The organism is Microbacterium terrae (assembly GCF_017831975.1).
GTDB classification, from domain to species: Bacteria; Actinomycetota; Actinomycetes; order Actinomycetales; family Microbacteriaceae; genus Microbacterium; species Microbacterium terrae.
On the sequence record NZ_JAFDSS010000001.1, the window covers coordinates 1,160,722 to 1,187,211 of the forward strand.

At 70.7% G+C, this 26,490-nt stretch carries 22 protein-coding genes and 1 tRNA gene; 18 read left to right on the top strand and 5 right to left on the bottom strand.

What is annotated here, in order from left to right; translation table 11 throughout:
* The first annotated feature begins 69 nt into the window (after window positions 1-69).
* Window positions 70-3,390, top strand: coding sequence for a lamin tail domain-containing protein (locus tag JOD63_RS05340; RefSeq protein WP_052682539.1), 3,321 nt, complete (start codon window positions 70-72; stop codon window positions 3,388-3,390).
* On the opposite strand, the gene JOD63_RS05345 is transcribed toward JOD63_RS05340, so the two are convergent.
* Window positions 3,336-7,565 carry an nSTAND1 domain-containing NTPase gene (locus JOD63_RS05345; RefSeq protein ID WP_052682538.1) on the bottom strand — a complete coding sequence of 1,410 codons (4,230 nt, stop codon included), beginning with the start codon at window positions 7,563-7,565 and terminating at the stop codon, window positions 3,336-3,338. The genes JOD63_RS05340 and JOD63_RS05345 overlap by 55 nt on opposite strands.
* 141 nt (window positions 7,566-7,706) lie before the next feature.
* Between JOD63_RS05345 and JOD63_RS05350 the strand changes: the two genes are divergently transcribed.
* The 4 genes from JOD63_RS05350 (at window position 7,707) to serA (ending at window position 10,585) form a co-directional block, all read left to right on the top strand.
* The gene (locus JOD63_RS05350) at window positions 7,707-7,913 is read left to right on the top strand and encodes a hypothetical protein (protein ID WP_045276295.1); all 207 of its coding nucleotides are present in this window, start codon (window positions 7,707-7,709) and stop codon (window positions 7,911-7,913) included.
* 30 nt (window positions 7,914-7,943) lie between these two features.
* On the top strand, window positions 7,944-8,474 hold the full coding sequence (locus JOD63_RS05355) for a hypothetical protein (protein ID WP_045276294.1): 531 nt from the start codon (window positions 7,944-7,946) through the stop codon (window positions 8,472-8,474).
* Window positions 8,471-8,848 (top strand): bacitracin resistance protein, encoded by a 378-nt coding sequence (locus JOD63_RS05360; protein ID WP_245618023.1) that lies wholly within the window; start codon window positions 8,471-8,473, stop codon window positions 8,846-8,848. Before JOD63_RS05355 ends, JOD63_RS05360 begins: the two co-directional genes overlap by 4 nt.
* 132 nt (window positions 8,849-8,980) lie before the next feature.
* Window positions 8,981-10,585 (top strand): phosphoglycerate dehydrogenase, encoded by a 1,605-nt coding sequence (serA, locus tag JOD63_RS05365; RefSeq protein WP_045276292.1) that lies wholly within the window; start codon window positions 8,981-8,983, stop codon window positions 10,583-10,585.
* Window positions 10,586-10,591: 6 nt separating this feature from the next.
* Here the strand turns inward: serA and JOD63_RS05370 are convergent, their stop codons facing one another.
* Window positions 10,592-11,137: a TetR/AcrR family transcriptional regulator gene (locus JOD63_RS05370; RefSeq protein ID WP_045276291.1), complete on the bottom strand. Its 546-nt coding sequence runs from the start codon at window positions 11,135-11,137 to the stop codon at window positions 10,592-10,594.
* Window positions 11,138-11,213: 76 nt separating this feature from the next.
* Between JOD63_RS05370 and JOD63_RS05375 the strand changes: the two genes are divergently transcribed.
* From JOD63_RS05375 to JOD63_RS05395, 5 genes are all read left to right on the top strand, one after another.
* A complete protein-coding gene (locus JOD63_RS05375; protein WP_045276290.1) occupies window positions 11,214-12,764 on the top strand; it encodes an MFS transporter in 1,551 nt (516 codons plus the stop codon).
* A 40-nt stretch (window positions 12,765-12,804) separates the two neighbouring features.
* Window positions 12,805-13,872, top strand: a complete 1,068-nt coding sequence (locus JOD63_RS05380; protein WP_045276289.1) for a 3-isopropylmalate dehydrogenase — start codon at window positions 12,805-12,807, stop codon at window positions 13,870-13,872.
* Between the two features lie 49 nt (window positions 13,873-13,921).
* Window positions 13,922-15,025: a branched-chain amino acid aminotransferase gene (locus JOD63_RS05385; RefSeq protein WP_045276288.1), complete on the top strand. Its 1,104-nt coding sequence runs from the start codon at window positions 13,922-13,924 to the stop codon at window positions 15,023-15,025.
* Window positions 15,026-15,117: 92 nt separating this feature from the next.
* The gene (locus JOD63_RS05390) at window positions 15,118-15,888 is read left to right on the top strand and encodes a fumarylacetoacetate hydrolase family protein (RefSeq protein ID WP_045276287.1); all 771 of its coding nucleotides are present in this window, start codon (window positions 15,118-15,120) and stop codon (window positions 15,886-15,888) included.
* 7 nt (window positions 15,889-15,895) lie between these two features.
* Window positions 15,896-17,170, top strand: a complete 1,275-nt coding sequence (locus tag JOD63_RS05395; RefSeq protein ID WP_045276286.1) for an MFS transporter — start codon at window positions 15,896-15,898, stop codon at window positions 17,168-17,170.
* A gap of 23 nt (window positions 17,171-17,193) precedes the next feature.
* Here the strand turns inward: JOD63_RS05395 and JOD63_RS05400 are convergent, their stop codons facing one another.
* On the bottom strand, window positions 17,194-18,255 hold the full coding sequence (locus JOD63_RS05400; RefSeq protein ID WP_045276285.1) for an aminotransferase class V-fold PLP-dependent enzyme: 1,062 nt from the start codon (window positions 18,253-18,255) through the stop codon (window positions 17,194-17,196).
* An 81-nt stretch (window positions 18,256-18,336) separates the two neighbouring features.
* Here JOD63_RS05400 and JOD63_RS05405 point away from each other — a divergent pair, with 81 nt between their 5' ends.
* The 5 genes from JOD63_RS05405 (at window position 18,337) to JOD63_RS05425 (ending at window position 22,219) form a co-directional block, all read left to right on the top strand.
* Entirely contained in the window at window positions 18,337-19,287 is a 951-nt protein-coding gene (locus JOD63_RS05405; RefSeq protein WP_245618022.1) for a LysR family transcriptional regulator, read from the top strand.
* Between the two features lie 11 nt (window positions 19,288-19,298).
* Entirely contained in the window at window positions 19,299-20,813 is a 1,515-nt protein-coding gene (gene gltX / locus JOD63_RS05410) for a glutamate--tRNA ligase (protein WP_045276283.1), read from the top strand.
* A gap of 68 nt (window positions 20,814-20,881) precedes the next feature.
* Window positions 20,882-20,953, top strand: a tRNA-Gln gene (locus tag JOD63_RS05415).
* Window positions 20,954-21,108: 155 nt separating this feature from the next.
* Entirely contained in the window at window positions 21,109-21,306 is a 198-nt protein-coding gene (locus tag JOD63_RS05420) for a hypothetical protein (RefSeq protein ID WP_045276282.1), read from the top strand.
* A gap of 199 nt (window positions 21,307-21,505) precedes the next feature.
* On the top strand, window positions 21,506-22,219 hold the full coding sequence (locus JOD63_RS05425) for a GAF and ANTAR domain-containing protein (RefSeq protein WP_307803162.1): 714 nt from the start codon (window positions 21,506-21,508) through the stop codon (window positions 22,217-22,219).
* On the opposite strand, the gene JOD63_RS05430 is transcribed toward JOD63_RS05425, so the two are convergent.
* Window positions 22,194-23,354 (bottom strand): fatty acid desaturase family protein, encoded by a 1,161-nt coding sequence (locus tag JOD63_RS05430; RefSeq protein ID WP_084613594.1) that lies wholly within the window; start codon window positions 23,352-23,354, stop codon window positions 22,194-22,196. The two genes, JOD63_RS05425 and JOD63_RS05430, sit on opposite strands and share 26 nt — an antisense overlap.
* 269 nt (window positions 23,355-23,623) lie before the next feature.
* On the opposite strand from JOD63_RS05430, the gene JOD63_RS05435 reads away from it, so the two are divergent.
* From JOD63_RS05435 to JOD63_RS05445, 3 genes are all read left to right on the top strand, one after another.
* Window positions 23,624-24,115, top strand: coding sequence for a hypothetical protein (locus JOD63_RS05435; RefSeq protein ID WP_045276336.1), 492 nt, complete (start codon window positions 23,624-23,626; stop codon window positions 24,113-24,115).
* An 8-nt stretch (window positions 24,116-24,123) separates the two neighbouring features.
* Entirely contained in the window at window positions 24,124-24,666 is a 543-nt protein-coding gene (locus JOD63_RS05440; protein ID WP_211088059.1) for an HIRAN domain-containing protein, read from the top strand.
* A 72-nt stretch (window positions 24,667-24,738) separates the two neighbouring features.
* On the top strand, window positions 24,739-25,575 hold the full coding sequence (locus tag JOD63_RS05445; protein WP_045276281.1) for a hypothetical protein: 837 nt from the start codon (window positions 24,739-24,741) through the stop codon (window positions 25,573-25,575).
* On the opposite strand, the gene JOD63_RS05450 is transcribed toward JOD63_RS05445, so the two are convergent.
* Entirely contained in the window at window positions 25,506-26,435 is a 930-nt protein-coding gene (locus tag JOD63_RS05450) for an aminoglycoside phosphotransferase family protein (protein ID WP_245244297.1), read from the bottom strand. The genes JOD63_RS05445 and JOD63_RS05450 overlap by 70 nt on opposite strands.
* Between the last annotated feature and the right edge of the window lie 55 nt (window positions 26,436-26,490).

Here is a 26,490-nt window from a genome sequence, read left to right on the forward strand (position 1 = left end):
CGCTCACTGTTCACCCGCTCCTGCGGCGCCCGTCGCCGCCGGTTCACCTCGCCGGGGAACGCTCGAGCCGTGCGCGTCGCGACCCGCCGGGCGGGGATCATCGGGTCGGTGCTGGGATGCCTCCTCGTGGGGGTCGCCGCACCACCAGGGTCCGGCGCAGAGCGTCACTCCGGAGCCGTCGAGGCGGTGACCACTGCGGCCACCGCCTCTGTGGTCGTCTCCGAGATCACGAACGGCGGACCGGGCGGAGCATCCGACGCCTTCTTCGAACTGCGCAACGACGGTGACGAGCCCGTCTCGCTCACCGGCTGGGCGCTGTACCGCTGCGATGAGGCAGGACTCCGCGCACCGCGCACGGCTCCCGAGATCGACCTGACCGATGTCGTGCTCACCCCCGGCGGGGTGCTCACGGTCGGCTGGTCCGGCGGTGCCCGGGCAGCGGAGGCGTCGTTCGCGCGCCCGCTCTCGTCGACCGGGTTCGGCCTGATTCTTCTCGATCCTTCGGGTGCGACCGCCGACGCGGTGGCGGTGTATCCGGATGCTCCCGCCACGACGCAGAGCGAGTGCGGCGAGGAATCCAACCTGCCCGTCGCCCTCGCCTGGGCGCTCGACGAGAGTTGGCAGCGCGCGTCGAGCGGATGGGTGCGAGCGCGAGCCACGCCGGGGTCGCCACGACTGGGCGCGCCGACCGTCGCCCTGGACGCGGCGGTGCGCATCGAGGAGGTGGCGGCGGCGGGACCGGCAGGCCACGGCGACGACGTGATCGAACTGCGCAACACGACAGGCAGCGAGCAGCCCCTCACCGGCTGGCGCCTGTACCGCTGCACGGCAGCGGGCGTGGCGGATGCCGCGTCGCTGCAGCACGTCTTCGGTGCCGGCGACACACTCGCGGCGGGCGCGCGGCTCGTGATCGGCGGCCCCGGATTCTCGGATGATGCGGACGTGCGAACCGACACGTCGCTCGCGGACCTCGTCTCGGGCGTGCTGCTCGTGGATGCCGACGGGCGTCGAGTCGATGGCGTGTCCGTGTCGTCGCTCGGCGACACCGCGTGTCAGCGCGGACACGACAAGCTGCCGGCGACCCTCGACTACCGCACCGGCGAGAGCTGGCAGCGCACCACGGCCGGCGGGTGGGTCGTCGGGCCGCGCACCCCCGGAGATGCGAACATCGAGCAGTCGTCGGCGATCGATCGGGTCTCGAGCGGCGGTACGGCCTCGGTCGTGGTGACCGAGATCGCCGCAGATCCCGAGGTGCCGGGTCAACGTCGCCGCAACCTCGTCGAACTCGGCAACGTCGGCGACGACGCCGTCGACATCTCGGGGTGGCGGGTGATCGCCTGCGGGCGCGACGGCTTCCGGCGCTTCGACGATCTCGCCACCGTCCCCGCGGGGACCGTGCTCGATGCGGGCGACGCCTGGCTGCTGACACTCGCCGGAACGCCCGATGCCGGCGCGGCGGATGCGACCTTCCCCGAGGCCCTCGAGATGGCGGGCGCCGGTGTCTGGGTGGAGGATGCCGTCGGCCGGCGCAGGGACGGGGTCGGCATCTACCACCGAAACGAGATGGACGGCAGCGTCGATCGCGAGAGTCCCTGCACGAACGGGCTCGCGCTGCCGACATTCGGCGTAGACCGGCTCCGCGGCGAGACGTACCAGCGCACCGCATCGACCGGCGACGACACCCGCGACTTCCGGGCAGCGCCCGCGTCGCCCGGCGTGCTGACTCATCTCGCGCCCGTCGACGTGGGGCTGCTGGCCGCAGGCGCCGGGCGCGGAGACGGGGACGTCACGGGTTACACGGCGGTGCTGACGGCCGGATCCGCGCGGGTCGACGGTGTGGCGGACGTAGGTGATGCCGCGATCGAGTGGGCGTACACGGGTGCCTCCGCGGCACCCCTGTCGTCGCGGCGGGGAGTGGACGAGACGGCCTGGTCCGTCGAAGGACCGCCCGCGGCGTCCGACGACGGGTACGCCCTGCCGTACCTCCGCTTCGGCGTGCGCGCCGAGGCATCGGACCCGCTCACCTGGACCGGCCGCACGACCGGTCGCACCGCCCTGCGGCTGTCGGTGTGGAGTCCGGCGCGTGCCGCCTGGCGGGAACTCGACTCCGGCACCGGGACGGGGGCGGGGGATGCCGCCGTGGTGACGCTGACCGGGGCGCTGCGCGGCGGCGAGACGCCCGACGGCGTCGCCGAGATCCTGGTGCAGGTGGTGCCGTCGGATCCGTCCGCGATGACGGATGCCTCGGGGCTCGCCGATCCGGCCGACTACGACCTCGCGATCAGCCACCTCAGCGACACGCAGTACTACACCGAGGCGTACCCCGAGGTGTACGCGGCGCAGGTCGGGTGGATCGCGGCCAATTCGGCAGCCGGGAGGATCGCATTCTCGGTGCACACCGGAGACCTCGTGCAGAACTGGGTGGATCCCGATCAACGCGAGGAACGGGCGCGCCGCGAGTACGAGACGGCCTCGCAGATGCAGGCGGTGCTCGATGACGCCGGGGTCGCGAACAGCGTGCTGCCCGGCAACCACGACAACAAGCGCGGGGTCACGAACGAGCTGTTCAACGAGTTCTTCCCGCCGTCGCGGTACCGCGGCGAACGCTGGTACGGCGGCTCGATCGCCCCCGGCGACAACAGCGCGAACTGGTCGCGCTTCTCCGCAGCCGGCGCGGACTTCGTCGTCGTGTCGCTGCCGTACGCGTACGGCGAGGACGAGGTCGTCTGGGCGGAGGACGTGGTGCGCGCGCATCCCGATGCGAACGTGATCATCGCCACCCACGAGCACCTCACACCGCACGGCGGCGGCGTGGATGCGGAGCGGTCGACGACGTCGCGCTGGGTGTCGCACGGCGACCTGCTGTGGGAGCGGGTGGTCGCGCCGCACCGGAACGTCTTCCTCGTGCTGTCGGGTCACTTCCACGGTGTGGGGACGATCGTCACCGAAGACGCCGGCGGGATCGCCGGGCACACGGTGGTCGAGGCGCTCGCCGACTATCAGGAGTTCCGCACCCACACCGGAGAACGGGCGACGGGCTTCCAGCGACTGCTCCAGCTCGACCTGGCCGGCGGCGCCCTGGCCGTCGACACGCTCTCGGTGCCGCTCGAGGCATCCGCCAGCCACCCGTACGACTACGGGCAGTTCGTCGCCGACGACGGCGACCCGGCAGTGCTCTCGAACGAGCGACCGTGGAACGTCGTCGCAGCGGGGGTCCAGGGGCGTTACACGGCCGAGGACGACGCCTTCGCGGTCGACGTGGCGCTGCAGCACGAGAAGACGGTCGCGACGCAGTCGGTCACCGTCGATCACGGCACGCGGGACGAGGACGCAGATCAGCCCAGGACATCGGCGCAGGTGTCGACGCGCTTCCCGAGATCGCCGAGGTAGGTCGACCACTCGGCATCCGTCATGTCGCGCCCGGCGATGCGGCATGCGGCGGCGAAGTGCGCGTCGGGCTCGAGACTCATCGTCGCGGTGCCGAACCGCGTCGGGAGCAGGATCGCGCCCGCATCGGGCAGGAGCACGGGAGTACCGACATCCGATGCCCAGATCCGGCCGCCGAGTTGACGCTGCGATCGGACGTCGAAGAGCCCGACTTCGCCCCGTCCGCCCCACGACATGAGGATCTCTCCGGCGTCGTCGCCGCTGAGCATCTGCACCCCCGCGGCGTTGGCGACGGGACCGTTCGGCTCGAGGTCCTCCGCTGCCCGGCGCGTCACGCTGTAGTTGTCGGCCGTGTAGACGGTGCCGTCCGGCGTGATCCAGGCGGCATGGGCGGCATCCCGCGTCTCGGCGAGGAGATCTCCCGTCGCGGCGTCGTACAGCATCGTGCGCAGCGGCGGCTGCTCGGGACCCCACTGCTGAGCGAGCAGCTTGGTGCCGTCTGGCGACTCGAGGACCGTGAACGGCTCGCGTTCGCGCTCGAGCTGAATCGGCGCGGCGACCTCCCTGAACGAGCGGGGATCGAGCGTGTGGATCACCCCCGCCTGGGTGGTCACGTAGGCATGATCGCCGCGCGAACCGGGGTAGAACTCGTAGGCGGCCTCCGGCAGGTCGGGGTAGGTGACGGAGCCGTCGGCGAGCGAGATCACCGCCGCGCGCCACGTCTCCTCCTTCGTCTCATCGTCGATCGCCACCTGCCAGCCCAGCAGCCGGTCGAGATCGATGAACCGCACGTCGAAGATCGGATCGGCGGGCGGGGATGCGAGATCCTCCGGAACCCGGAAGGTGACGGCCCCGGAATCGAGGTCCCACACGCGGTAGGAGTGCTGCGCGAACGGGTCGTCGATGACGTCCTCACGCGCCTGCAGCACCACGCGACCTCCGTCGGTGTCGAGGGCGCCACCGGGAACGTTCCAGGGGATCCAGTCGTCGAGCATCGGCTCGGCGACTGTGCCGCCGCCGTCCACGCGCAGGGTGCCGACGACCGGCGCGATCGCCGTGAGCATGAGCAGGTCGGGCGTGCCGGACCGAAAGGCCAGGTCGCCGGCCCCGCTCGTCTCGTTCTCGAAGGGCGGGGCGATCTGGTCACCGGTCGTCAGCGACCAGCGCTGCACCATGCCGACTTCATCGCCGCACGCGGCGGTGTCCCAGCGGGACGACACGGCGATCCGGCTGCATTCCCAGTGACGCTGGAACCGGCGCTCCCAGAGGAGTGCCCCGTCCGGATCGAGGGCGCCGATCCCGACCGAACCGACGCCGAAGACCGATCCGTCCTCGGCCACCTTCAGCCCGGTGTCGAATCGACCCTCGGGCACGCTCACCCGACGGACTTCTTCGAGCGTGACCGGGTCGAGAGTGAGGACGGCACCGTCTGGGATGCCGACGATGATCTCGCCCTCGGGCGAGAATGCGGACGCCGCGATGGTCTGCTCGCCGGTGGTCACCGGACCCGTGACGACGCGCCGGCGGACCTCGCCGCGCTCCCGGTCGACCACGATGACCTCACCCTGCGTCGCCCATGTCGCGCGGTGCCCGTCTGCGCTCACCTCGACCGTCTCGGCGACCGTGCCATCGACGCGAACCCCCTCGCCGAGAGCATCGCCGGTGCTCGGGTCGAAGAACATCATCAGCTCGGCGTCGTCGTCGAGGGTCTCGCTCCCTCGCCCGTAGTGCTGGAGCACGCCGACCGTGCTGCCGTCCTCGCTCACACGGACCCACGGCCGGATCGACTGATCGGTTTCGGGGAGGTCGGTGCGGAGGTCGCGCACGACGACGCCGGTCGTCAGATCGCGGACCCGCAGGTTGACCTGACCCTCCACCGTGACGATCTCATCGGTGCCCGGGATCGGCCACATGCCCACCCGTTCCGGCGCGCCGTCGAGAGGAACCGAGCCGAGGTACGACCCCGCTTCGACGACGGTCGCCATGAGCGCGAAGCGCGTGCGTTGATCCGTGGGCCATCGGCGATACGCCTCTGCCGCCATGAGCGCGGCCATCGCGCGCTCGGTCGAGCGCAGCCCCGTGGCGGCCGCCGTGATCGCCTCGATCTGCCGATCGAGCGCTGCGGCGCCCGCTTCGCGCGCCTGCACCGCGGCGACACCGCCCAGCGCGACGGCCGCGACCAGCAGCACGCCGGCGCCAGTCAGGAGGGCGCGGAGGCGCCGGTTCTGCCGGCGTTCGGCGGCGCTGCGGCGCTCGAGGGTCCGCAGCTCGTCTTCGTCGCGCGCCGCGGACGCGGCCACGAGGGCGCGCTCGACGTCGGTGAGATCGGGGCGTGTGGTCTCGATCCACTCCTGTGTCGCACGCAGCCGCCCGCCGCGGAGCAGCGCGTCGTCGGGGCGCCCTTCCGCCTGCCAGTCCGCAGCGGCAGCCGACAGCCAGGCCATCAGGCGCGCGCCGACCGCGTCGTCTTCGAGCCAGCCGTCGAGTCGCGGCCACGCCGCTGCGACCGCCTCGTGCGCGATGACGATCGCGCCGTCGTCGACACTCACGAGGCGCACATCGACGAGCGCGTCGATGATGCGCCGTCGGTCCGCCGAGTCACGCAGGCTCGACGCGGCGACCCGCCGGCGCAGGGTGGTGCCGTCGCCGCTGCGCGAGACGAGCCGCAGGAGCACCGTGCGGCAGAGCTCCTGGTCTCCCGGGTCGAACGAGCGGAACACCTTCTCCGCGGTCTGCGCGATCGCCCCGGTGATTCCGCCGGAATCCTCGTATCCGGTGACGGTGAGCGTGGCGCCCTCACGGCGCAGCCACGTCTCGCGCAGGGCGTGCGACACGTAGGGGAGGGTGGACGCACGGTCGGCTGCGTCGCGGAGCACAACCTCGACGAGGCCCGGCTCCAGCCGCAGCCGGGCGTGCTGGGCAGGTTTGGTGACTGCGGCGCGCAGACCGTCAGCGCTGAGCGGCGGCACGACGAACACCCCGGCGCCGACTGCCGCGCCGATGTCGGGCAGGCGGGTCGCGTCGTCGAGGAAGTCGCTGCGGATGGTGAGCACGATCGTCCCGCCTCGGTCGAGGTGACCGCGGGCCAGCGCGCAGAACGCCGCGACGGCGCGAGCGTCGGAACGCAGCAGCTCCTCGGCCTGATCGATGGCGATGACACTCGCGCCCCGCTCGAGGGCGAGCCCGAGCTCCGCAGCCGCCGACCTCCCCGGCTCGATCAGCGAGGCTCCGCCGTGCTCGGCTCGCAGTCTCGGGAGGAGACCCGCGCGCAGGATCGACGACTTGCCCGATCCCGACGGCCCGGCCACAGCGACGATCGCACCCGGGACGATGCGCGCGAGCAGGGCATCGATCTCGGCATCGCGCCCGAAGAACAGTTCGGCATCCGCTGTGTCGAACGCGTCGAGGCCCGGATACGGGCAGTCCGGGCTCGCCTCCCACAGCACCGCCGACGCGGCGAGGGTCGGCTCCTGCCTCAGGATCGCGGTCTCGAGCACGCGCAGGCGATCGCCGAGCTCGATCCCGAGTTCGTCGAGGAAGCGTTCGCGGGCCGCGCGGATCGTGGCCAGAGCCTCCGCCTGCCGATCGCTGCGGTACAGCGCGAGTGCGAGGATCGCCCACCGGGCCTCGCGCAGGGGTTCTTCGCGCACCAGCCTCTCCGCCGCCGGAACGACCTCGCGGTGGCTGCCCGCGCTCAGCCGGGCTTCGAGGAGCTCCTCCTCGGCGGCGGAGCGGATCTCGGTGAGCCGCATCGCCTCGACCACGCCCGGATCCCAGGCCGCCAGCTCCGAGTAGGGGCGCCCCCGCCACAGGGCGAGGGCGCGTTCGTAGTGATCACCGGCGCGGTCGGCATCGCCGTGGAGCGCGTGCTGGCGGGCGCTCGAGACCAGGCGCTCGATGCTCACGGCATCGATCGCGTCGGTGCTGAGCCCGAGTGAGTACTCGCCGCCGGTGGTGATCACCGAATCGCGTCCGAGCTCGCCGCGGATGCGGTTGATCGCCGTCTTGACCTGCTGGCGCCACGTTGAGGGCGCGTCGTCGCCCCAGTAGGCGTCGGCGAGCTGAGCCGGTTCGAGCGCCGCGCCCATGCGCAGCACGAGTGCGCTGAGCATCGCGCGCTCCCGCGGACTCAGCTTCGCCCCGCCGGCATCCAGCGGCCCCAGAACCTTGACGGTCATGCGAGCAGTGTGATGACGCACCGATACCGCGTCAAGAGCGGCTCCGATACGCGAGTACCGCACGAGTACCGGGCGGCTCGGCGATGAGTACCGGCTGCCGCGAGTGTGGCCACAGCACACCGACGTCGAGAGGACGAGATCATGGACTTCATCAGCACCCTCGGGTACGACCTGGCCACGAGTCGCATCGAGGACGACCGACGTGCGCTCCGGGGCAGGATGCGGCGCAGTCGCGGAGCTGACGCCTCGATGGAGCCGTCACCGGCACCGCGCCCGGAGCCGGGCTGGCACCACCTGTTGGTCCGCGCGCACCTGGTGCACGCGGGGGGTCAGCCGGTCGCGCACTGAGCGGGCGCTGCGCGTCGCTACGCTGGGGGAGTGACTTCCGGCCGCGATGACGACGCCCTGACCTGGGACGGCGACGACGATCCCACTCTCGACGTCGGCGCCGATGCCGACGCATCTCGCTCGACGCCCGCGCCGGTCCGCCCGCTGCCCGCCGGCTTCACCGCCGTCGGCAGGGGAGCGGGTGCCCTCGACGACGTGCCGGAGCCTGCACCGGTCACAGGCGCCGACGACACCCCCGTCGCGGAGGCATCCGTCGACCGTGCGCCGATGGGCAACGCGACTCTGATCACCGTGGGTGTACTCGGCGGGGTCTATCTGCTGTACGCGATCGGGTGGCTGATCGGCGGACTGCGGCTGCAGGGCTGGCGGCCGTTCCTGGTGACGGATGCGATGTACCAGGGGAGTCTGTGGCTCGCGACCCTGGCACCGGTGCTGTGGTTCGCGACCGTGTTCCTCCTCACGCGCGGGTCCGCGGCGTGGGTGCGCATCGTGTGGCTGATCGCGGGCGTGGTGCTGCTGGTGCCGTGGCCGTTCGTGCTGATCGGGGCGGTGGGACAGTGAGCGAGACGACTCCGGATGCCGGTGCATCCGCCACTCCGGAACGCCGGGCCACCCCGATGTGGCTCGTCGCCACGATCGCAGGCTTCGTGGGGCTCTTCTACGCGTACGCCGTGTGGAACGCGATCGGCAACCTGATCCAGGCGGTCTCGTACTACGGGGAGGCCGGCTTCTCCTTGAATGCGCTCGGCTGGTTCGTGTGGATCTTCGCGGCGATCTTCCCGGCGATCGTCTTCGCCGGCGCGTTCGCGCTCGGATTCCGTCGCCCGCCGCACCACCTGCTCCTCGTGTTGATCACGGGCCTCGCCGTGGTGGCCGTCTTCTGGCTCAACGTGGTCGCGTACACGACGCTCAACACCACCTCGCTCGTCGGCTGACCTGCGGCGTCACACGGTCCGAGCCGTGACGGAGGCCGGGGTAGGCTGGCACAGGCCTCGCCCCCTCTGGCGTGCGGCGCGGCATCTCCGCATCGCTCTGCGCCCGTCGCGCTCCGCTCCGAAGGAACCACCGTGTCGAAGCCTGTCGTCCTGATCGCCGAAGAACTCTCTCCCGCCACGATCGACGCCCTGGGGCCCGACTTCGACGTGCGCAACGTCGACGGCACCGATCGTCCGGCGCTTCTGTCGGCTCTGGCCGACGCGAACGCGGTGCTCATCCGCTCGGCGACGAAGATCGACGCCGAGGCGATCGCCGCGGCTCCGGTGCTCAAGGTCGTCGCCCGCGCGGGTGTCGGCCTCGACAACGTCGACATCAAGACCGCGACCACCGCGGGCGTCATGGTCGTGAACGCCCCCACCTCGAACATCATCTCGGCGGCAGAGCTCACCGTGGGCCACATCCTCTCGCTGGCCCGCCACATCCCCGCCGCCCACGCCTCGCTCGCGGGCGGTGCCTGGAAGCGGAGCTCGTACACCGGCACCGAGCTGTTCGAGAAGACGGTGGGCATCATCGGCCTCGGCCGCATCGGCGCGCTCATCGCCGCCCGGGTGCAGGCGTTCGGCACCAAGGTCGTCGCGTACGACCCCTATGTCACGAGTGCCCGCGCGCAGCAGCTCGGCGTGCAGCTGCTGACTCTCGACGAGTTGCTCGAGCAGAGTGACTTCGTCACCATCCACATGCCGAAGACCCCCGAGACGACGGGCATGATCGGGGCCGAGCAGTTCAAGCTCATGAAGCCCACCTCGTACGTCGTCAACGTCGCCCGCGGCGGCCTCATCGACGAGGAGGCGCTGCGCGAGGCGCTCGTCGCCGGCGAGATCGCCGGTGCGGGTCTCGACGTCTTCACCTCCGAGCCGCCGGCTGCCGGCGGCACCGCCGCCGCCCTGCTCGACCTCCCCAATGTCGTCGTCACCCCGCACCTGGGTGCGTCGACGGAGGAGGCGCAGGAGAAGGCGGGCGTGTCGGTCGCGAACTCGGTGCGGCTGGCACTCGGCGGCGACCTCGTCCCCGACGCGGTGAACGTCGCCGGCGGTGTCATCGACCCGTACGTGCGTCCCGGCATCCCGCTCGTCGAGAAGCTCGGCCAGATCTTCGCCGCGCTGGCGCACTCGCCGCTGACGTCGCTCGACGTCGAGGTGCACGGCGAGCTCAACGCGTACGACGTGAGCGTGCTCAAGCTGGCCGCACTCAAGGGCGTCTTCACCAACATCGTCAGCGAGACCGTCTCGTACGTGAACGCACCGCTGCTCGCCGAGCAGCGCGGCGTCGAGGTTCGCCTCATCGTCGACGAGGACAGCCCCGAGTACCGCAACGTCATCACGCTGCGCGGCGCGCTCTCCGACGGCTCGCAGCTCTCGGTGTCGGGCACCCTCACGGGCACCAAGCAGGTCGAGAAGCTGGTCGCCATCAACGACTACGCCATCGAGCTGCCCATCGAGCAGCACCACATCGTGATGCTCTACACCGACCGCCCCGGCATCGTCGCGGTCTACGGCCAGAAGTTCGGCGAGGCGGGCATCAACATCGCCGGCATGCAGATCGCTCGCCGTGAGGCCGGCGGTCAGGCGCTGTCGGTGCTCACCGTCGATTCGCCGGTCGCCGACGGGCTGCTCGACGAGGTGAGCTCGGCGATCCAGGCGACCCTGTTCCGCCAGATCGAGATCACCGAGTCCTGAGCGGCCTCACTTCTTCGCGGCGCGCTCCACGAGTGCGATCAGGGCGTCCATCGCGGCGCCCTGCGGCACCGGTCCGGGGATCGACCCGCCCGAGAGAGCGTTGTTGAAGTACAGCCCGTCGCTCACCAGCATGACGAGGTCGAGCGCCGTCTCATCCTTGGCGTGGGGTCGCAGCGCGTCCGCCCACTGCTCGCGCACGCCCCGAAGCGCCTCGCCCGCGCCGGCGCGCCCCGCCTGAGCCAGGCGCGAGGTCGACAGGATGGCGCGGTCGAGCGGGTCGTTCTGCATGACCGACGTGCGCAGGAAGTAGGCGATCGGCCCCTCGGGCGACGCCGCCATCTCTGCGAGGTCGTCGGCCACCAGTGTCCGCAGCCGCTCGAGCACGCCTTCCTCGAGCGCATCCTTCGATCCGAAGTGGTAGAGCAGGCCGCCCTTGGAGACCCCGGCGGCGCGCGCGGTGGCGTCCATCGTCGCGGCGCGCTCACCGTCGTCGATGAGGATCGCCTCGAACGCGTCGAGCACCTTCTCTCGGGCGAGGGGAGGGCGGCTCATGTCGTCGATGGTATCGACCGGGCGGGTGGCATCCTGATACTATACCGGCTGGACGGTTAAGAAATTGGAGTTCAGAATGACCACCGCACTCACCCCCGTGATCGCCGACCAGCGCGCCGGGCGCGTCGGCTGGCGCGGCTGGGCGGCGTTGGTCGTGCTCATGCTCCCGGTGCTGCTCGTCTCGGTCGACAACACCGTGCTGAGCTTCGCGCTCCCCGCGATCGCGCTCGATCTCGAGCCGACCAGCGCCCAGCAGCTGTGGATCATCGACGCCTACCCCCTCGTGCTGGCAGGACTGCTGGTCACGATGGGCACGCTGGGCGACCGCTTCGGACGACGACGGATGCTCGTGATCGGCGCCACCGGCTTCGCTGCGGTGTCGGTGTTCGCGGCCTTCGCGCCGAGCGCCGAGTGGCTCATCGTCGCGCGCGCGGCCATGGGCGTGTTCGGGGCGATGCTGATGCCGTCGACCCTGTCGCTGCTGCGGAGCGTCTTCACCGACCGCGACCAGCGGCGCCTCGCGATCGCCGTCTGGGCGTCGATGTTCTCCGCGGGCGCCGCGCTCGGCCCCATCGTCGGGGGCATGCTCCTCGAGCACTTCGCGTGGGGATCGGTGTTCCTGATGTCGGTGCCGGTGCTGATCCCGCTCCTGATCCTCGCTCCGTTCCTGCTGCCCGAGAGTCGCGACCCGAAGCCGGGCCGGATCGATCCCGTGAGCATCCTGCTCTCGATGGCGACCCTCGTGCCCGTCGTCTACGGCATCAAGGAGGCGGCGGTGCACGGCATCGGCCTCCTGCCCGCGGCGCTGTTCGCGGTGGGCCTCGTCTGCGGCATCCTGTTCGTCCGCCGGCAGCTCGCCCGTCCGGAGCCCATGCTCGACATGCGGCTCTTCCGTCGGGGCACCTTCAGCGGCGCGCTGGCGGTGAACCTCCTGAGCGTGATCGCGCTCGTCGGGTTCCTGTTCTTCGTGTCGCAGCATCTGCAGCTCGTCCTCGGCTTCTCCGCGATGCAGTCCGGGTTCGCGCTCGTGCCGGGACTCGCCGCGATGATCGTCGCCGGGCTCGCCGTCGTGCCGATCGCGAAGCGGGTGTCGGCGCGCGTCGTGGTGCCCGTGGCGCTGCTGTTCTCGCTCGCCGGCTACCTGATGGTCGCCGTCACGGCCACGAGCGGCGACGTCGCGCTGCTCGTGCTGGCCTTCCTGCTGGTCGGCACCGGGATCGGCGCTGCCGAGACGGTCTCGAACGAACTCGTGCTCGCGAGCGCGCCGCCGGCGAAGGCCGGCGCGGCGAGTGCGGTCTCGGAGACCGCGTACGAACTGGGCGCGGTGCTCGGCACGACGTTGCTCGGTGGCCTGCTGACCGCGCAGTACCGCGCGCAGCTGGTCGTTCCGGTCGGGGTGGAGGCGGCGGTGGCGGATGCCGCGCGCGAGACGCTGGCGGGCGCGATGCACGCCGCCGAGGCCCTGAGCCCGGCGCTCGCGCAGGCCCTCAGTGACGCCGCGGCGACGGCGTTCGAGTCGGGCGTCGTTGTGACCGCGTGTATCGGCGCGGTGCTCGTCGTGATCGCCGGAGTCGTCGCGGCCGTTACCCTGGGAGGGTCCCGCACCGTGTCCGCGCCGGAGCACTGATCCCGCGGCCGGGCGTCACCCCCTGAGCACGAGGAGTGCGATGTCGCGCGCGCATGAGTCCACGGTCGCGAAGCTGGCCGTCATCCCCGGAGACGGCATCGGCCCCGAGGTGGTCGCCGAGGCGGAGAAGGTTCTGGATGCCGCGACCGCCGGCACCGGCATCCGCTTCGACAAGACCCGGTTCTCGCTCGGCGCGGCGCGCTACCTCGAGACCGGTGACACCCTCACCGATGACGACCTCGCCGCGATCGCCGCGCACGACGCGATCCTGCTCGGCGCCGTCGGGGGAGTGCCGGGCGACCCGCGCCTGAAGAACGCCAACATCGAGCGCGGACTGCTGTTGCGCCTGCGCTTCGCACTCGACCACTACGTGAACCTGCGGCCGTCCAAGCTCTACCCGGGCGTCCCGGGCCCCCTCGCCGCCCCCGGCGACATCGATTTCGTCGTGGTGCGCGAGGGCACCGAGGGCCCGTACGTCGGCAACGGCGGATCGATCCGCACCGGCACGCCGCAGGAGGTCGCCAACGAGACGTCGGTGAACACGGCCTTCGGCGTCGAGCGTGTCGTCCGCTATGCGTTCGACCTCGCCGAGCGCCGGTCGAAGAAGCTCACCCTCGTGCACAAGACGAACGTGCTCGTGCACGCCGGCGGCATCTATCAGCGGGTCGTGGACGCCGTTGCGCAGGAGCACCCGGAAGTGGCCGTAGACTACCTGCACGTCGACGCGGCAACCATCTTCCTGGTCACGAACCCGGGCCGATTCGACGTGATCGTCACCGACAACCTCTTCGGAGACATCCTGACTGACCTGGCCGGCGCCGTCACCGGTGGCATCGGCCTCGCCGCTTCGGGCAACATCAACCCCGACGGCGCGTTCCCCTCGATGTTCGAGCCCGTGCACGGGTCGGCGCCCGACATCGCAGGACAGCAGAAGGCCGACCCCACGGCCGCGATCCTCTCGGTCGCCCTGCTGCTCGATCACCTCGGGCTGCAGGACCAGGCCCAGCGCGTCACCCGCGCGGTAGAAGACGACATCGCGGAGCGTGACGGCGCCTCCCGCACCACCGCACAGATCGGCGACGCGATCGCCGGCCGGCTCCAGGCGTAACCTGGGGCAGAAGCCCGCGCGCCGCCCAACCCAGCCAGGACGTGATGACATGACCCTCCTCGACTCCGCCGACACCGATCTCGCCCCGCTCGAGTTCGCCGTCACCCGCAACCTCGCCGCGAAGTCGGCCGCCCAGCGCGAGGAGATCCTCGCGAACCCGGGCTTCGGCACGAGCTTCACCGACCACATGGTCGACATCTGCTGGTCCGCCGGCGGCGGCTGGCACCGCCCGCGCGTGCAGCCGTACGGGCCGATCGCGCTCGACCCGGCAGCCGCGGTGCTCCACTACGGCCAGGAGATCTTCGAGGGCATCAAGGCCTACCGTCACGCCGACGGCTCGGTGCACACCTTCCGCCCCGACCAGAACGGTCTGCGCCTCCAGCGCTCGGCACGACGCCTGGCGCTGCCGGAGCTGCCGGTGTCGTACTTCGTGCAGTCGCTGCGCGAGCTCGTCGCCGTCGACGGCGCCTGGGTGCCGTCGGGCGCCGATCAGAGCCTGTACCTGCGACCCTTCATGTTCGCCAAGGAAGCGTTCCTGGGTGTGCGCCCGGCGAAGAAGGTGGCGTACTACGTCATCGCCTCTCCCGCCGGCGCCTACTTCACCGGCGGCGTGAAGCCGGTGTCGATCTGGCTGAGCGAGGACTACGCGCGCGCCGGCAAGGGCGGCACGGGTGCGGCCAAGACCGGCGGCAACTACGCGTCGAGCCTGCTGCCGCAGTCGGAGGCGTACGACAGCGGCTGCGACCAGGTGGTGTTCCTCGATCAGGACGGAAACGTCGAGGAGCTCGGCGGCATGAACGTGATCTTCGTCCACAAGGACGGCACGATCGTGACCCCGCAGTCCGACTCGATCCTCGAGGGCATCACGCGCGACTCGATCCTGCAGCTCGCGCGCGACCGCGGGCACACGGTGGAGTCCCGTCCGGTGACGCTCGCCGAGTGGCGCGACGGCGTCGCATCCGGTGACATCGTCGAGGTGTTCGCCTGCGGAACCGCCGCCGTCGTCACCCCCATCGGCGTGCTCAAGGGCAAGGACTTCCTCGACGAGCAGCCGATCGGCGAGCTCGCGCTGTCGCTGCGCGAGGAGCTCACCGACATCCAGTACGGGCGTCGCGACGACAAGCACGGCTGGCTCGTCCGCCTCGACGCCTGATCCCTGCCATTCGTCTCCGTCGAACCGCCGGAGGTCACTGCGGAGACCCACGGTTCGACGGAGACGAAACGGGCGCGGGATAGGGTGAGCGGGTGAGGATCGCCCGCTTCAGCCACCAGGACGCCATCAAGTACGGAATCGTCGACGGCGGTGATCTGGTCGTCCTCGCGGGCGACCCGATGTTCGCCGGCTTCGACACGACCGGCGAGCGGGTGCCGCTCGCCGACGTCGCGCTGCTCGCCCCGGTGATCCCGCGCTCGAAGGTCGTCTGCGTCGGGCGGAACTACCGCGATCACGCGGCCGAGCTCGGCAACGACGTTCCGGATGCTCCGATGCTGTTCTTCAAGCCGAACACGTCGGTGATCGGCCCGAACGACGCCGTCGTGCTGCCGCACGGCTCCGAGTTCATCAGCTTCGAAGGCGAGCTCGCCGCTGTCATCGGCCGGATCGCAAAGAACGTGCCCGCGGAACGCGCCCTCGACTACGTGTTCGGGTACACGATCGCCAACGACCTCACGGCGCGCGATTGGCAGAAGACCGACGGACAGTGGGCCCGCGCCAAGGGGTTCGACACGTCGTGTCCGCTCGGACCGGCGATCGAGACCGAATTCGATCTCGACGGCGGCGCGACCATCACCACGCGGCTCAACGGCGAAGTCCGTCAGCAGGGTCCGATCAGCGACATGATCTTCTCCCTCGCCGACGTGATCGCGTACGCCTCGGCGGCCTTCACGCTGCTTCCCGGAGACGTCATCCTCACCGGCACACCGGCGGGCGTCGGCCAGATCGCGGCCGGAGACGTCGTCGAGGTGGAGATCTCCGGGCTCGGCATCCTCCGCAACCCCGCCCGCGACGCCGCGTGACCAGCACGTGACCGCCGCGCCGCCGCCCGTCGCCGTCGATCCGGCGGCGGTCGCGAGCGTCCAGCGGCGCACCGTGTGGGTGCTCTCGCTCGGTCAGGTGCTCGGCGGGCTCGGATTCGGCGCGACGCTGTCGCTCGGAGCCGTGCTTGCTGCAGAGATCTCGGGCAACGACTCGCTGTCGGGCCTCGCCGCGGCATCCCTCACCTTCGGCACCGCTCTGACGGCCATCCCGCTCGCGCGCCTGGCGCGCACGCGCGGACGGCGACTCGCTCTCACGTCGGGGATGGTTCTCGCGCTCATCGGCGTGGCGCTCGTCGTGTTCGCCGTGAGCATCGGGGCTTTCCCGCTGCTGCTCGTATCGTTCCTGCTCGTCGGCGCGGGGCAAGCGGCGAACCTGCAGTCGCGGTTCGCCGCGGTCGACCTCGCCACCGACACGACGCGCGGGCGCGACCTCTCGATCGTGGTGTGGGCGACGACGATCGGCGCGGTGCTCGGACCCAACCTGACCGGTCCGGGCGAAGCGCTCGGAGACCTGGTCGGCATGCCGCCGCTCACCGGGCCGTACCTGTTCACCGTGGTCGCGCAGCTGCTCGCCATCGCGCTGTACCTCACGATGCTCCGCCCCGACCCGCTGGTGCTCGCGCAGCAGGTGGTCGCATCGGCGCCCCGCACGGGGGAGCAGATCGCCAAACCCGATCACGCGACCGCCGCGCGCTACGCGGTGTTCGCGATCGCGGCCGCCCACGGCACGATGGTGTCGATCATGGCGATGACGCCGGTGCACCTGACGCACATCATGCACGGCTCCGCCGACGCGGCGACGCTGACGGTCATCGGGCTCACGATCAGCCTCCACATCGCGGGCATGTACGCACTCGCGCCGGTGTTCGGCATCCTCGCCGACCGGCTCGGGCGTGTTCCGACGATCCTGGTGGGACAGGTGCTTCTGGTCGCCGCGCTGCTGACCGCGTCGTTCGGTCAGGAGTCGACTGTCGCGGTCACCGTCGCCCTCGTGCTGCTCGGACTGGGCTGGAGCGCATCGACCGTCGCCGGCTCGACGCTGCTGACGGAGGCGTCGTCCGAGGAACGACGCACCCGGCGCCAGGGCATGAGCGACTTCACGATGAGCATGGTCGGCGCCGTGGGTGCGGTGCTCGCCGGGATCGTCCTCGGCTGGATCGGCTACGGCGGACTCGCTCTCGTGGTGTCGGCACTCGTCATCGCCACGATGCTGCTCTCGCCGCTCGGGCGTGTGGCGCAGGGGCTGAGGTCCGGCGTCTGACGGCCGGTCGGCAGACCGCGGGATCAGCGCAGCGCCGCGAGCGCGGCGTCGACGTCGGCTTCGTCGTTGAACAGGTGGAACGCGATGCGCGCCCGCCCGGCACGGCCCGAGGCTGCCAGTCCCGCCGCGGACAGGCGGGCGAGGTCGCCTCCGGCGAGGTCGTCCCAGGTGACGATCGCGGACGGGCGGACCGGCTCGGTGAGCCCGAAACCATCACGGAATCTGCTCGCCAGCGCGGTGGTGTGCGCGTGCACCTCGGCGATGTCGGTCGCGGCGAAGAGCGCGAGGGCCGGCGCGGCGCCGACGAACGCCTGCCATGCCGGCGAGACGTCGAATCGACGGGCGTCGGACGCGAGCGACGCCTCGCCGCCGTAGCACGACGACCAGGGGTCGGCGCCCGCGTACCAGCCGGCGTGCACCGGGGTGAGCGTGGCGGCGAGCGACTCCGACACGGTGAGGAACGCCACTCCGCGCGGGGAGCACAGCCACTTGTATGCGTGGCAGACGACGGCGTCGAACATCGTGGCGTCGATCGGCAGCCAGCCGACAGCCTGGGTCGCGTCGCAGAACGTGCGGGCGTCGTGGTGCGATGCGGCGGCTGCGACCGCGCCGAGGTCGGCGACCTCTCCCGTGGCCGACTGCACCGCCGAGAACGACACGAGCGCGGTGTCGGGCCTGATCGCCTCCGCGAGACCGGCGAGGGGCGCGGTGCGCACGCGGAGCCCGCGGCCGGCGTGCACGAACGGCAGCACGATCGATGAGAAGTCGCCGGCCGGCACGAGCACCTCGGCGCAGTGGGGGAGCGATGCGGCGATGAGCGAGGCCGCGACGGATGCCTGCGAAGCGATGGCGACCCGGTCGGGTGCGGCGCCGACGAGTGCCGCGAACAGCCCGCGCGATCGCTCCACGGCATCGCTGTATGTCGTGATGTCGATGCGCCCGGCGCCGGCGGCGTCGAGATCCGCCCGCACCGCCTCGCGCGACGCGCGCGGCGGGATGCCCGTCGTGCACGCTGCCAGGTACCCGCGCCCTCCGTCGAACTCGGCGCGGGCGGCGTCGAGGGAGAGGGCGGCGGTTGCGGGCATGCATCCAGCCTGCGCTCATCGATCTCTTCCGTCTACGGCAGGTGTCGTATGCAACCGATAACTCTGCGTTATGTTTTCAGGGTGCCCAGCGACACCGCGCCGCCGTTCGACGCATCCGACCTCCGCGTGATCAAGGCGATCGCCGACACCGGCTCGATCACCTCGGCAGCCGCGCGTCTCGGCTTCAGCCAGCCCGCGGTGAGCCAGCAGCTCAGACGCCTCGAGACCAGGATCGGCGTGGCAGTGGTGGAGCGGGCCGGTCGGACGGTGCGGCTCACCGAGGCCGGTCGCGTGCTGGCGCGTCACGCCTCCGCGGTCGCGACGGCGCTGGATGCCGCGGCCGCCGAGTTGGCGGAGCTGAGCGGACTGCACGCGGCACGCGTGCGGCTGGTCGCGTTCCCCTCCGCCTCGCCCACGCTGGTGCCCCGGCTGCTCGCCGACCTCGCCCACCGGCATCCGGGCATCTCGGTAACGTACGTCGAGGCGGAGCCGCCCGAGGCTGTCGAGGCGGTGCGGGAGGACCGCGCCGACATCGCCCTCACCTTCAGCTACCCGGGCGATCGCGACGACCCGCACGGGCTCAGCGCCCGCGGGCTCGACGTGAGCACGGTCGGGTCGGACGACCTGCTCGTCGTGCTGCCTGTCGATCACCACGCGGCAGACGCCGCGGAGGTGTCGGTCGCCGGCCTCGCCGACGAGGAGTGGATCGCCGGATGCCCGCGCTGTCGCGGTCACCTGCTCGAGCTGTGCGGCCGCGCCGGGTTCTCGCCGCGCATCGCCTTCGAGACCGACAACGTCGTCGCCGTCGAGAGTCTCGTCGCCCAGGGGATCGGGGTGGCGACGCTCCCGCGCATGGCGGCCGAGTCGTTCCCGACGCTTCCCGGGGTGGCTTTTGCGCCGTTGCCGCGCTCCGATGCGCGCACGCTCCACTCCGTCACCGCGCGCGGGGCCGACCGCGTGCCCGCGGTGCGCGTCACGCTCGGGGCGATCGCGCGGCTGCTCGCACCCGTGGCGGAAGTCGCCCGCAACTAGACTTGTCGGCGATGTCTTCTTCACCCGATCCCCGCACCACGACCGCCGCCGGCGCCGACGTGCGCGTGCGCTTCTGCCCCTCGCCGACCGGCCTCCCGCACGTCGGCCTCATCCGCACTGTGCTGTTCAACTGGGCGTACGCGCGTCACAACGGCGGAAAGCTCGTCTTCCGCATCGAGGACACCGACGCCGCCCGTGACAGCGAGGAGAGCTACCAGCAGCTGCTGGATGCGCTGCGCTGGCTGGAGATCGACTGGGACGAGGGCGTCGAGGTCGGCGGACCGCACGCCCCGTACCGCCAGTCGCAGCGTCACGAGCTGTACCGCGAGGTGCTCGACAAGCTCATCTCCGCCGGCGCGGTGTACGAGTCGTACTCGACGGCCGAGGAGATCGACGCCCGCAACGAGGCGGCCGGCCGCGCCAAGCAGCTCGGATACGACAACTACGACCGCGACCTCACCGACGAGCAGAAGGCCGCCTTCCGTGCGGAGGGGCGCCAGCCCGCCTACCGCCTGCGCGTGCCCGACGAAGACCTCACCTACGTCGACCTCATCCGCGGCGAGGTGACCTTCCCGGCCGGCTCGTTCCCCGATTTCGTCCTGGTGCGCGCCGGGGGAGTCCCGCTCTACCCGTTCGTGAACCCGGTCGACGACGCGCTCATGGGCATTACCCACGTCATCCGCGGCGAAGACCTCATGCCCTCGACCGCCCGACAGCTGGCGCTCTACAGCGCGCTCGTCGACGCCGGGGTCACCACGTTCATCCCGCGCTTCGCGCACATGCCGCTCGTCCTCGGTGAGACCGGCAACAAGAAGCTGTCCAAGCGCGACCCGAAGGCCGACCTGTTCCTGCAGCGCGAGAAGGGCTTCATCCACGAGGGCCTGCTCAACTACCTCTCGCTGCTGGGATGGTCGCTCAGCCACGACCGCGACGTGTTCTCGCTCGACGAGCTCATCGCCGCGTTCGACATCGTCGACGTGAACCCCAACCCCGCCCGCTTCGACCAGAAGAAGGCCGAGTCGATCAACGGCGACCACATCCGCCTGCTCGATCCCGACGACTTCGCGGCGCGGCTGGTTCCGTACCTCGTGGCCGCCGGGGTCGTCGCCGATCCGCTGACTGCCGAGCAGTCCGCGCTGCTCGCCGCCGCTGCGCCCCTCGTGCAGGAGCGGATGCAGCTGCTCGGCGATGCTCCCGGATTGCTGGGGTTCCTCTTCCGCGACGAGGTCGTGTACGACGAGGACGCTCTGGCCTCGCTGCCGGCGAACGCCGTCGAGGTTCTGGCGGCGTCGGTCAGCGCGGTCGAGGCGGTGCCCGCCGACGGCTTCACGGCCGCCGCGCTGCAGGACGCGCTCACCGCTGCGCTCATCGACGGACTCGAGCTCAAGCCGCGCGTCGCGTACGGCCCGCTCCGCGTCGCCGTGAGCGGTCGTCGCGTGTCGCCGCCGCTGTTCGAGTCGATGGAGCTCCTGGGGAAAGAGGCGTCGGTCGCGCGCCTGGCGGCCCTGCGCGACGCGCGCGGGTGACGCTCGGTTTGGCAGTCGTGCCCGTGTCGCGTAGACTCAATCCTCGGCACGGCTTCGGCTGACAGCCTTGGGGTATGGTGTAATTGGCAACACGGCGGTTTCTGGTTCCGTTGTTCTTGGTTCGAGTCCAGGTACCCCAGCAAGACGAAAAACCCCCGCTCAGGCGGGGGTTTTCGTTTGTTGCAGGATTCACCAGCAGAACCCACTCTCCTTCAGAGGCCCTCTCACCCGTCTGACTCGGGCCCGGGATCAGCGACGGGACACGTCCGCTATGTCTGCGGCGTACGCTCGGTGTATGGATCCGCCGAACGTGTGCACCGCCAGGTTCGACGAGGTGGTCACCGGCGGACGCCGCTGGGCTACTGTCGGCATCGAAATCCTCGCCCGGGAGTCCGACGGATCGGTTCCCACCGCCGCGTGGTTCCGCGGCGAGGAGTATCGCCTGGAGATCGAGGATGAAGAGGGCGTGGCGATCTATGTGAGACGCCGCTAGGAGATGACGGAACCGATCATCTCCGACCGGACGTGCGTTGCGTCCTGGCGCTGAAGACGGGGCGCCTTGGCTGTGGGCCGCGTTCATCGGCACCGGGACCCGATCGCCCTTCCGGCGACGGCGACAGCCTCGGTCACGCCATCCGACTACCCGCGCTCTCGACCTCGGCCTGTGACAGGGCACCGCCTAGGATGACGTCATGATGGCGCCGACACGCGAGCTTCAGCTGCTGGAGCTCTTCGTCGCCCTGGCCGACTCCCTTGTCGACGACTTCGACGTCGTCGACCTCCTCCAGCGGCTCGTTGACGAGTGCATCTCGCTCTTCGATGCGGCGGCGGCAGGCATCCTCCTCCTCGGTCCGTCGGATGAGCTTGAGGTGATCGTCTCGACGAGCGAGCGGAGCGAGCTCGTGGAGCTGATGCAGCTGAGGGTGGGGGAGGGTCCGTGCGTCGAGGCGGTGACGACCGGGGCGGTGGTCTCCGTCGACGACATCGACGCGATCGCCGACCGCTGGCCGGCTTTCGCGGCTGATGCCCGCGCCTCCGGATTCGCAGCGATCCACGCGATTCCGCTGCGGTTGCGCGACTCGACGCTCGGATCATTGAACCTCTTACGGGATGAACCGGGTGCGCTCAATGCGGCCGATGCCGCGGCCGCCCGGGCGCTGGCGGACATCGCCACGATCAGCATCCTGCAGCAGCGGCTGGTCGAGGAGTCCGAGCTCACGCAGGCGCAGCTCCAGCGGGCGCTGGACAGCCGGGTGGTGATCGAGCAGGCCAAAGGATATCTCGCTCAGCGACAGCACATCGACATGGACGAGGCGTTCGCGCGAATCCGGAGTCAGGCGCGCTCGACGCAGGCTCGAATCGGCGTCATCGCCGCCGACATCATCGCGGGGCGACTGCTCCTGTGACCGCGCCCGGGCGCCGCCCGCTGGCGGGTTCCGGCTCAGGGGTCTGCCGCTGCTGGAGGAGCGGACACTCGAAGGGGTCACGCTCGCCGAGCCCCACTCTGTTGATGTAGCGGACGACGATTCCGTAGGACTGCCAGAGGCCCGTCTCCGTGTAGGCGACGCCGTGCTCCCGGCAGTAGGCGCTGATCATCGCCGACGCCTCGCGGAGGTGCGGCCGGGGCATCGACGGGAACAGGTGATGCTCGATCTGGTAGTTGAGCCCTCCCATGACGGTGTCCAGCAGCCGGCCGCCTCGGATGTTCCGGCTCATCAGAACCTGACGACGGAGGAAGTCCACCTTCCGGTCGGCGGGGACGAGCGGCATCCCCTTGTGGTTCGGGGCGAACACCATACCCATGTAGAGGCCGAACACCCCGAGTTGAACGCCGATGAAGGCGAGGGCGACCCCCGGTGACAGCACCAAGAACACCAGCGCGACCAACCCGACGATCCGGACGGTGAGAAAGGCGATCTCGATCGGACGGCGACGCAGCGGTTCTCGCGAGAACACTCGACGCACGCTCGATGCGTGCAGCGACAGCCCTTCCAGCAGCAGAATCGGGAAGAACAGCACCCCCTGGTGTGCGATGAGCCAGCGCAGGGGTCCGCTGCGGCTCGCGCGCCGACGGTCCGCCTGCTCAGACGTGAACGCGATGACGGGCAGTTCGATGTCGGGGTCGCTGCCGATCTTGTTCGGGTTGGCGTGATGTCGCGTGTGCTTGTGCTGCCACCACCCGTAGCTCATTCCCACGAGCAGATCTGCGATCACCAAGGTGGTCCAGTCGTTCCACCGGCCGGAGCGGAAGATCTGCCGGTGTGCAGCATCGTGCCCGAGCATGGCAACCTGCGTGAGCACGACGGCCAGCACGGTCGCAGTCACCAGCTGCCACCAGGTGTCGCCGATGAGGATGAACCCGGTGAGCACGCCCGCGATGGCGATCGGGGCCGCGACGAGCTTCGTCCAGTAATAGCCGTAACGACGACGCATGAAGCCGCTTCGGTTCACGATCTGCGCAAGCTCCGTGTAGGGAATCGGCGCCTTCGGGGTCGCGGACCGCACGGATGCGGCGATCGATCCGGACGGGGAGATGGTCATCTTGGTGCTCCTGTCATGTGAAGCGCGCACAGATCGTGTCGCATCAATGACGAAGTCCGGGCCATCTGTGCTCAGGATATCCCCGTAGCGCGGTCCCCTCGCGGGGTCACGGTGAACGCACAGGTAGGCGACCGGAGGCGAGATCGCGGACGCCGGCGGGCGCGATCGAGAGACGCTGGATGGGCGCAGCCAGATCCGGCGCCGCCGACGACGCGCGCGAGGTTCGCGGAACCTGTATGCCGCACATGTTGGGGGCGTACCGTCAGGTCATGAAGACGCAGACAGGAACGAGCGGTGCAGACGCCGCGGCGCTGGGCCTGGGATCGGTGCTGGTGGGCTCCTTGCCTGCAGCGCTGATGACAGAGGGTGCCCCCGATCGTTACACGGTGGAGGCGGTGTTCAGCCGCCGTCCCGAGCAGGAAGAGGTGACGGCGATCCTCGGCGACGAGACTCGCGACTACCTCACCAAGTGGGGATACCGCAATGTCGAGGTGACAGTCTCCGATCGCCGCTTGGAGATCGCGAACACGAACCTGGAAGAGTTGCGGGACGGGCTGGCGGGTGTGCTCGCTGATCGGCTGGCCGACATCAGCGCGGGCGTTCGCACGACGCGGGAGATCGCCGCCGCCCGGTTCGCCGATGCAATCGCCAGTGAGCATGATCGCGCGACGGCGGTGACAGCACTGGCGGAGTCGGTGGCGTTCACGACCACGGGGAGCACGCAAGCGCATGCGCCTGACGATGGCCGAGTCCACGCCTGACCGACCAGGTGCACGTCAGCGCGCGTTTGCAATCGCCGGCCCGACGAGAGGTGCTCATGTCCGCATGGTGGGAAGAGCTCGTCCATGCGGTCACGGGGCGTGTCCAACGCCACGATGACCTGCCAGACCTGCGACGGTTGGCGGCGCGGCCCGTCGCATTGGAGCGGACGCAGTACCTCGTCAACGATCGCGAGCGCCAGGGGCGTGAGCGTCGCGCCTACGTCCTTCGGCGCGAACCGGACAACTCGCGAGGGTCGGTCGACATCGCCGTGTTCTCCAACGGGCGCAACGTGGGCTACCTGCCGACGGATGTGGCGGGGGAAGTGCGGCCGTTCCTCGACCGTATCGGAGGCGCCGCCATCGTCAACGGTGCCGGAATGAAGGCCGGAAGTATCCGGCTCTGGGTCGATCTGCCCACGCGGCGCGCGCTCCACGGGTTCGTCGCCGCGGAGGCGGCGCACGTGGCGGACACCACCGAACGACTGGAGACAGCGGGAGGGAGCGAATCGGACCGGCAGAAGTTCGCCCGCTTCAGTCGAGCGGAGCAGTGAAGCCGGACTCGCGGACCGCGACCACAATCACCGCCGGTCCGACCGAGCGGCGTGCTGTGGATAATGAGTCCCATGGATGCCGCGGCTCGCACGCCGGAACGCTCCGACGACGACTCGGCGCGCGAGCTCGATCGACTGAGGCGTCGTGCGTACGGCCCCGACGCGGACATCACCGCTGACGCCGCGGCGCAGTTCCGGCTCGCACAGCTCGAGGCCGCCCGGCGTGCGCCTCCCGGCCCGCTCGAGGATGACCGGTCGGCGTCGCCCCCACCGACGACGGCCGCCCCGAGTGAGGGGGCGGCACCGAGCGCGGGTCACGTCGACTCGACGGCATCTCCGGACGCCGCACCACAGGCGCGCGGTCCGCATGCGGCAGCGCCGCACAGGTCCCGGAAGCGCGCCAGGGTGGGCATGCTCATCGCGGCGGGCGCTGTCCTCTTCACCCTCGGAATCACGATCGGCGTCTTCTGGCCGACCTCGTCCGACAACCCCGACGACACGCCGGACGCGGTGCTGGACATCTCCAGCGATCCACAGCCCTGGCGTGACCAGTGGGATCGCGCACTCGACTTCTGGGGCCTCACCGCGGGATCGATGGTCCCGTACGAGCAGTTCGCGGGTCTCGGCGTCTGGACGGGGCACGCCGCAGGCGATGCCCGGTGCCTCGTGCTCACGCAGGAGGAGGCGATCGTGACCGCGACGTGTGCGAGCGCGGGCCTCGACCCGATCTTCGACCTCACGGTCGGGCGCGATGTCGCCGCCGACTCGGGCACCGGTCTGCCGGAGGGCACCGTGCTGCGCTTCCGCGCCGACGACGGTGAGGTCGCGGTCTGGGTGCGTCAGCCGGCGGGCCAGGTGGGGGAATCCGCCCCGAGCTCCTCCGCGGTCTCGGTGCCCAGCCGCGCATAGTCGGGATTGTCGTCGCTGTGGGCGAGGAGGATCACGGCCACCGCGGACGCCCAGGCCTTCGCGCGGACGAGCGTCGCACGGTCGTACGCCCCGTCGAGCGCACGGTCGAAGTCCCGCCGCCCGTCGGCGTCGAAGGCCAGCCATCCGACGGCGAGGTCGTATGCGGGGTCTCCGGCGGTCACGTCGCCGAAGTCGATCACGCCGCGCAGCACCGGCCCTGACGCGACGAGGTTCCCCGGGTGGAGGTCGCCGTGGATCCACACCGGCCGCCCGGGCCACGCGGATGCGCGCAGCCCTGCATCCCAGTGAGCGGTGAGCGTCTGCACAGTCGGGCCGGTTAGTGCCTGGACCGCGATCAACCCGTCCAGGCGCTCGCGGAACGCCGCGTCGCGCTGCACCAGAGGAACGCCGCGGACCGGGTTCACCGGATGGTCCGCGGGTGCCGGCACGTGGAGAGCCCGCAGCGCATGCGCGAGGGGCCGCGCCCACCCACGACGGCGGGCGCGTGGGATGTCGAGGCCGCGGTCGCCGTCTGCCCAGGCGACCACCGACCAGTGCCAGAGGAAGGTGTCGTCGGGACGCCCGGCCACCACAGGCACGGGGAGCGACAGTCCCGAGCCTGCGAGCAGTGCCGCCAGCGTGGGGAGCACGCGCTGCTCGTTCACGATCAGGGGAGCCGCGAGGCCGCGGCGCGGCAGGCGCACGGCGAAGGCCTCGCCGAGGCGCCACACCTCGTTGTCCCACCCTTGCGCGACCTTGCGGAGCGGATCGTCGACGGCGTCGCCGAGAGTCTCCCGAGCCTGGGTCCGCAGCAGATGCCGGATCGATCCCGTGGTGATCTCGACCTCGGCGGCGGGCATGTCAGGCACCGTCCGACAGTACCCGCGGCGTCCCGATGTTGGAAAAGTGTTGCCT

Coding starts and splice junctions, on each gene's coding strand:
- JOD63_RS05345 (WP_052682538.1), bottom strand. CDS start 7,565: ATGACCGTCAAGGTTCTGGGGCCGCTGGATGCCGGCGGGGCGAAGCTG.
- JOD63_RS05350 (WP_045276295.1), top strand. CDS start 7,707: ATGGACTTCATCAGCACCCTCGGGTACGACCTGGCCACGAGTCGCATC.
- JOD63_RS05370 (WP_045276291.1), bottom strand. CDS start 11,137: ATGAGCCGCCCTCCCCTCGCCCGAGAGAAGGTGCTCGACGCGTTCGAG.
- JOD63_RS05375 (WP_045276290.1), top strand. CDS start 11,214: ATGACCACCGCACTCACCCCCGTGATCGCCGACCAGCGCGCCGGGCGC.
- JOD63_RS05380 (WP_045276289.1), top strand. CDS start 12,805: ATGTCGCGCGCGCATGAGTCCACGGTCGCGAAGCTGGCCGTCATCCCC.
- JOD63_RS05385 (WP_045276288.1), top strand. CDS start 13,922: ATGACCCTCCTCGACTCCGCCGACACCGATCTCGCCCCGCTCGAGTTC.
- JOD63_RS05400 (WP_045276285.1), bottom strand. CDS start 18,255: ATGCCCGCAACCGCCGCCCTCTCCCTCGACGCCGCCCGCGCCGAGTTC.
- gltX (WP_045276283.1), top strand. CDS start 19,299: ATGTCTTCTTCACCCGATCCCCGCACCACGACCGCCGCCGGCGCCGAC.
- JOD63_RS05420 (WP_045276282.1), top strand. CDS start 21,109: ATGGATCCGCCGAACGTGTGCACCGCCAGGTTCGACGAGGTGGTCACC.
- JOD63_RS05425 (WP_307803162.1), top strand. CDS start 21,506: ATGATGGCGCCGACACGCGAGCTTCAGCTGCTGGAGCTCTTCGTCGCC.
- JOD63_RS05430 (WP_084613594.1), bottom strand. CDS start 23,354: ATGACCATCTCCCCGTCCGGATCGATCGCCGCATCCGTGCGGTCCGCG.
- JOD63_RS05435 (WP_045276336.1), top strand. CDS start 23,624: ATGAAGACGCAGACAGGAACGAGCGGTGCAGACGCCGCGGCGCTGGGC.
- JOD63_RS05445 (WP_045276281.1), top strand. CDS start 24,739: ATGGATGCCGCGGCTCGCACGCCGGAACGCTCCGACGACGACTCGGCG.
- JOD63_RS05450 (WP_245244297.1), bottom strand. CDS start 26,435: ATGCCCGCCGCCGAGGTCGAGATCACCACGGGATCGATCCGGCATCTG.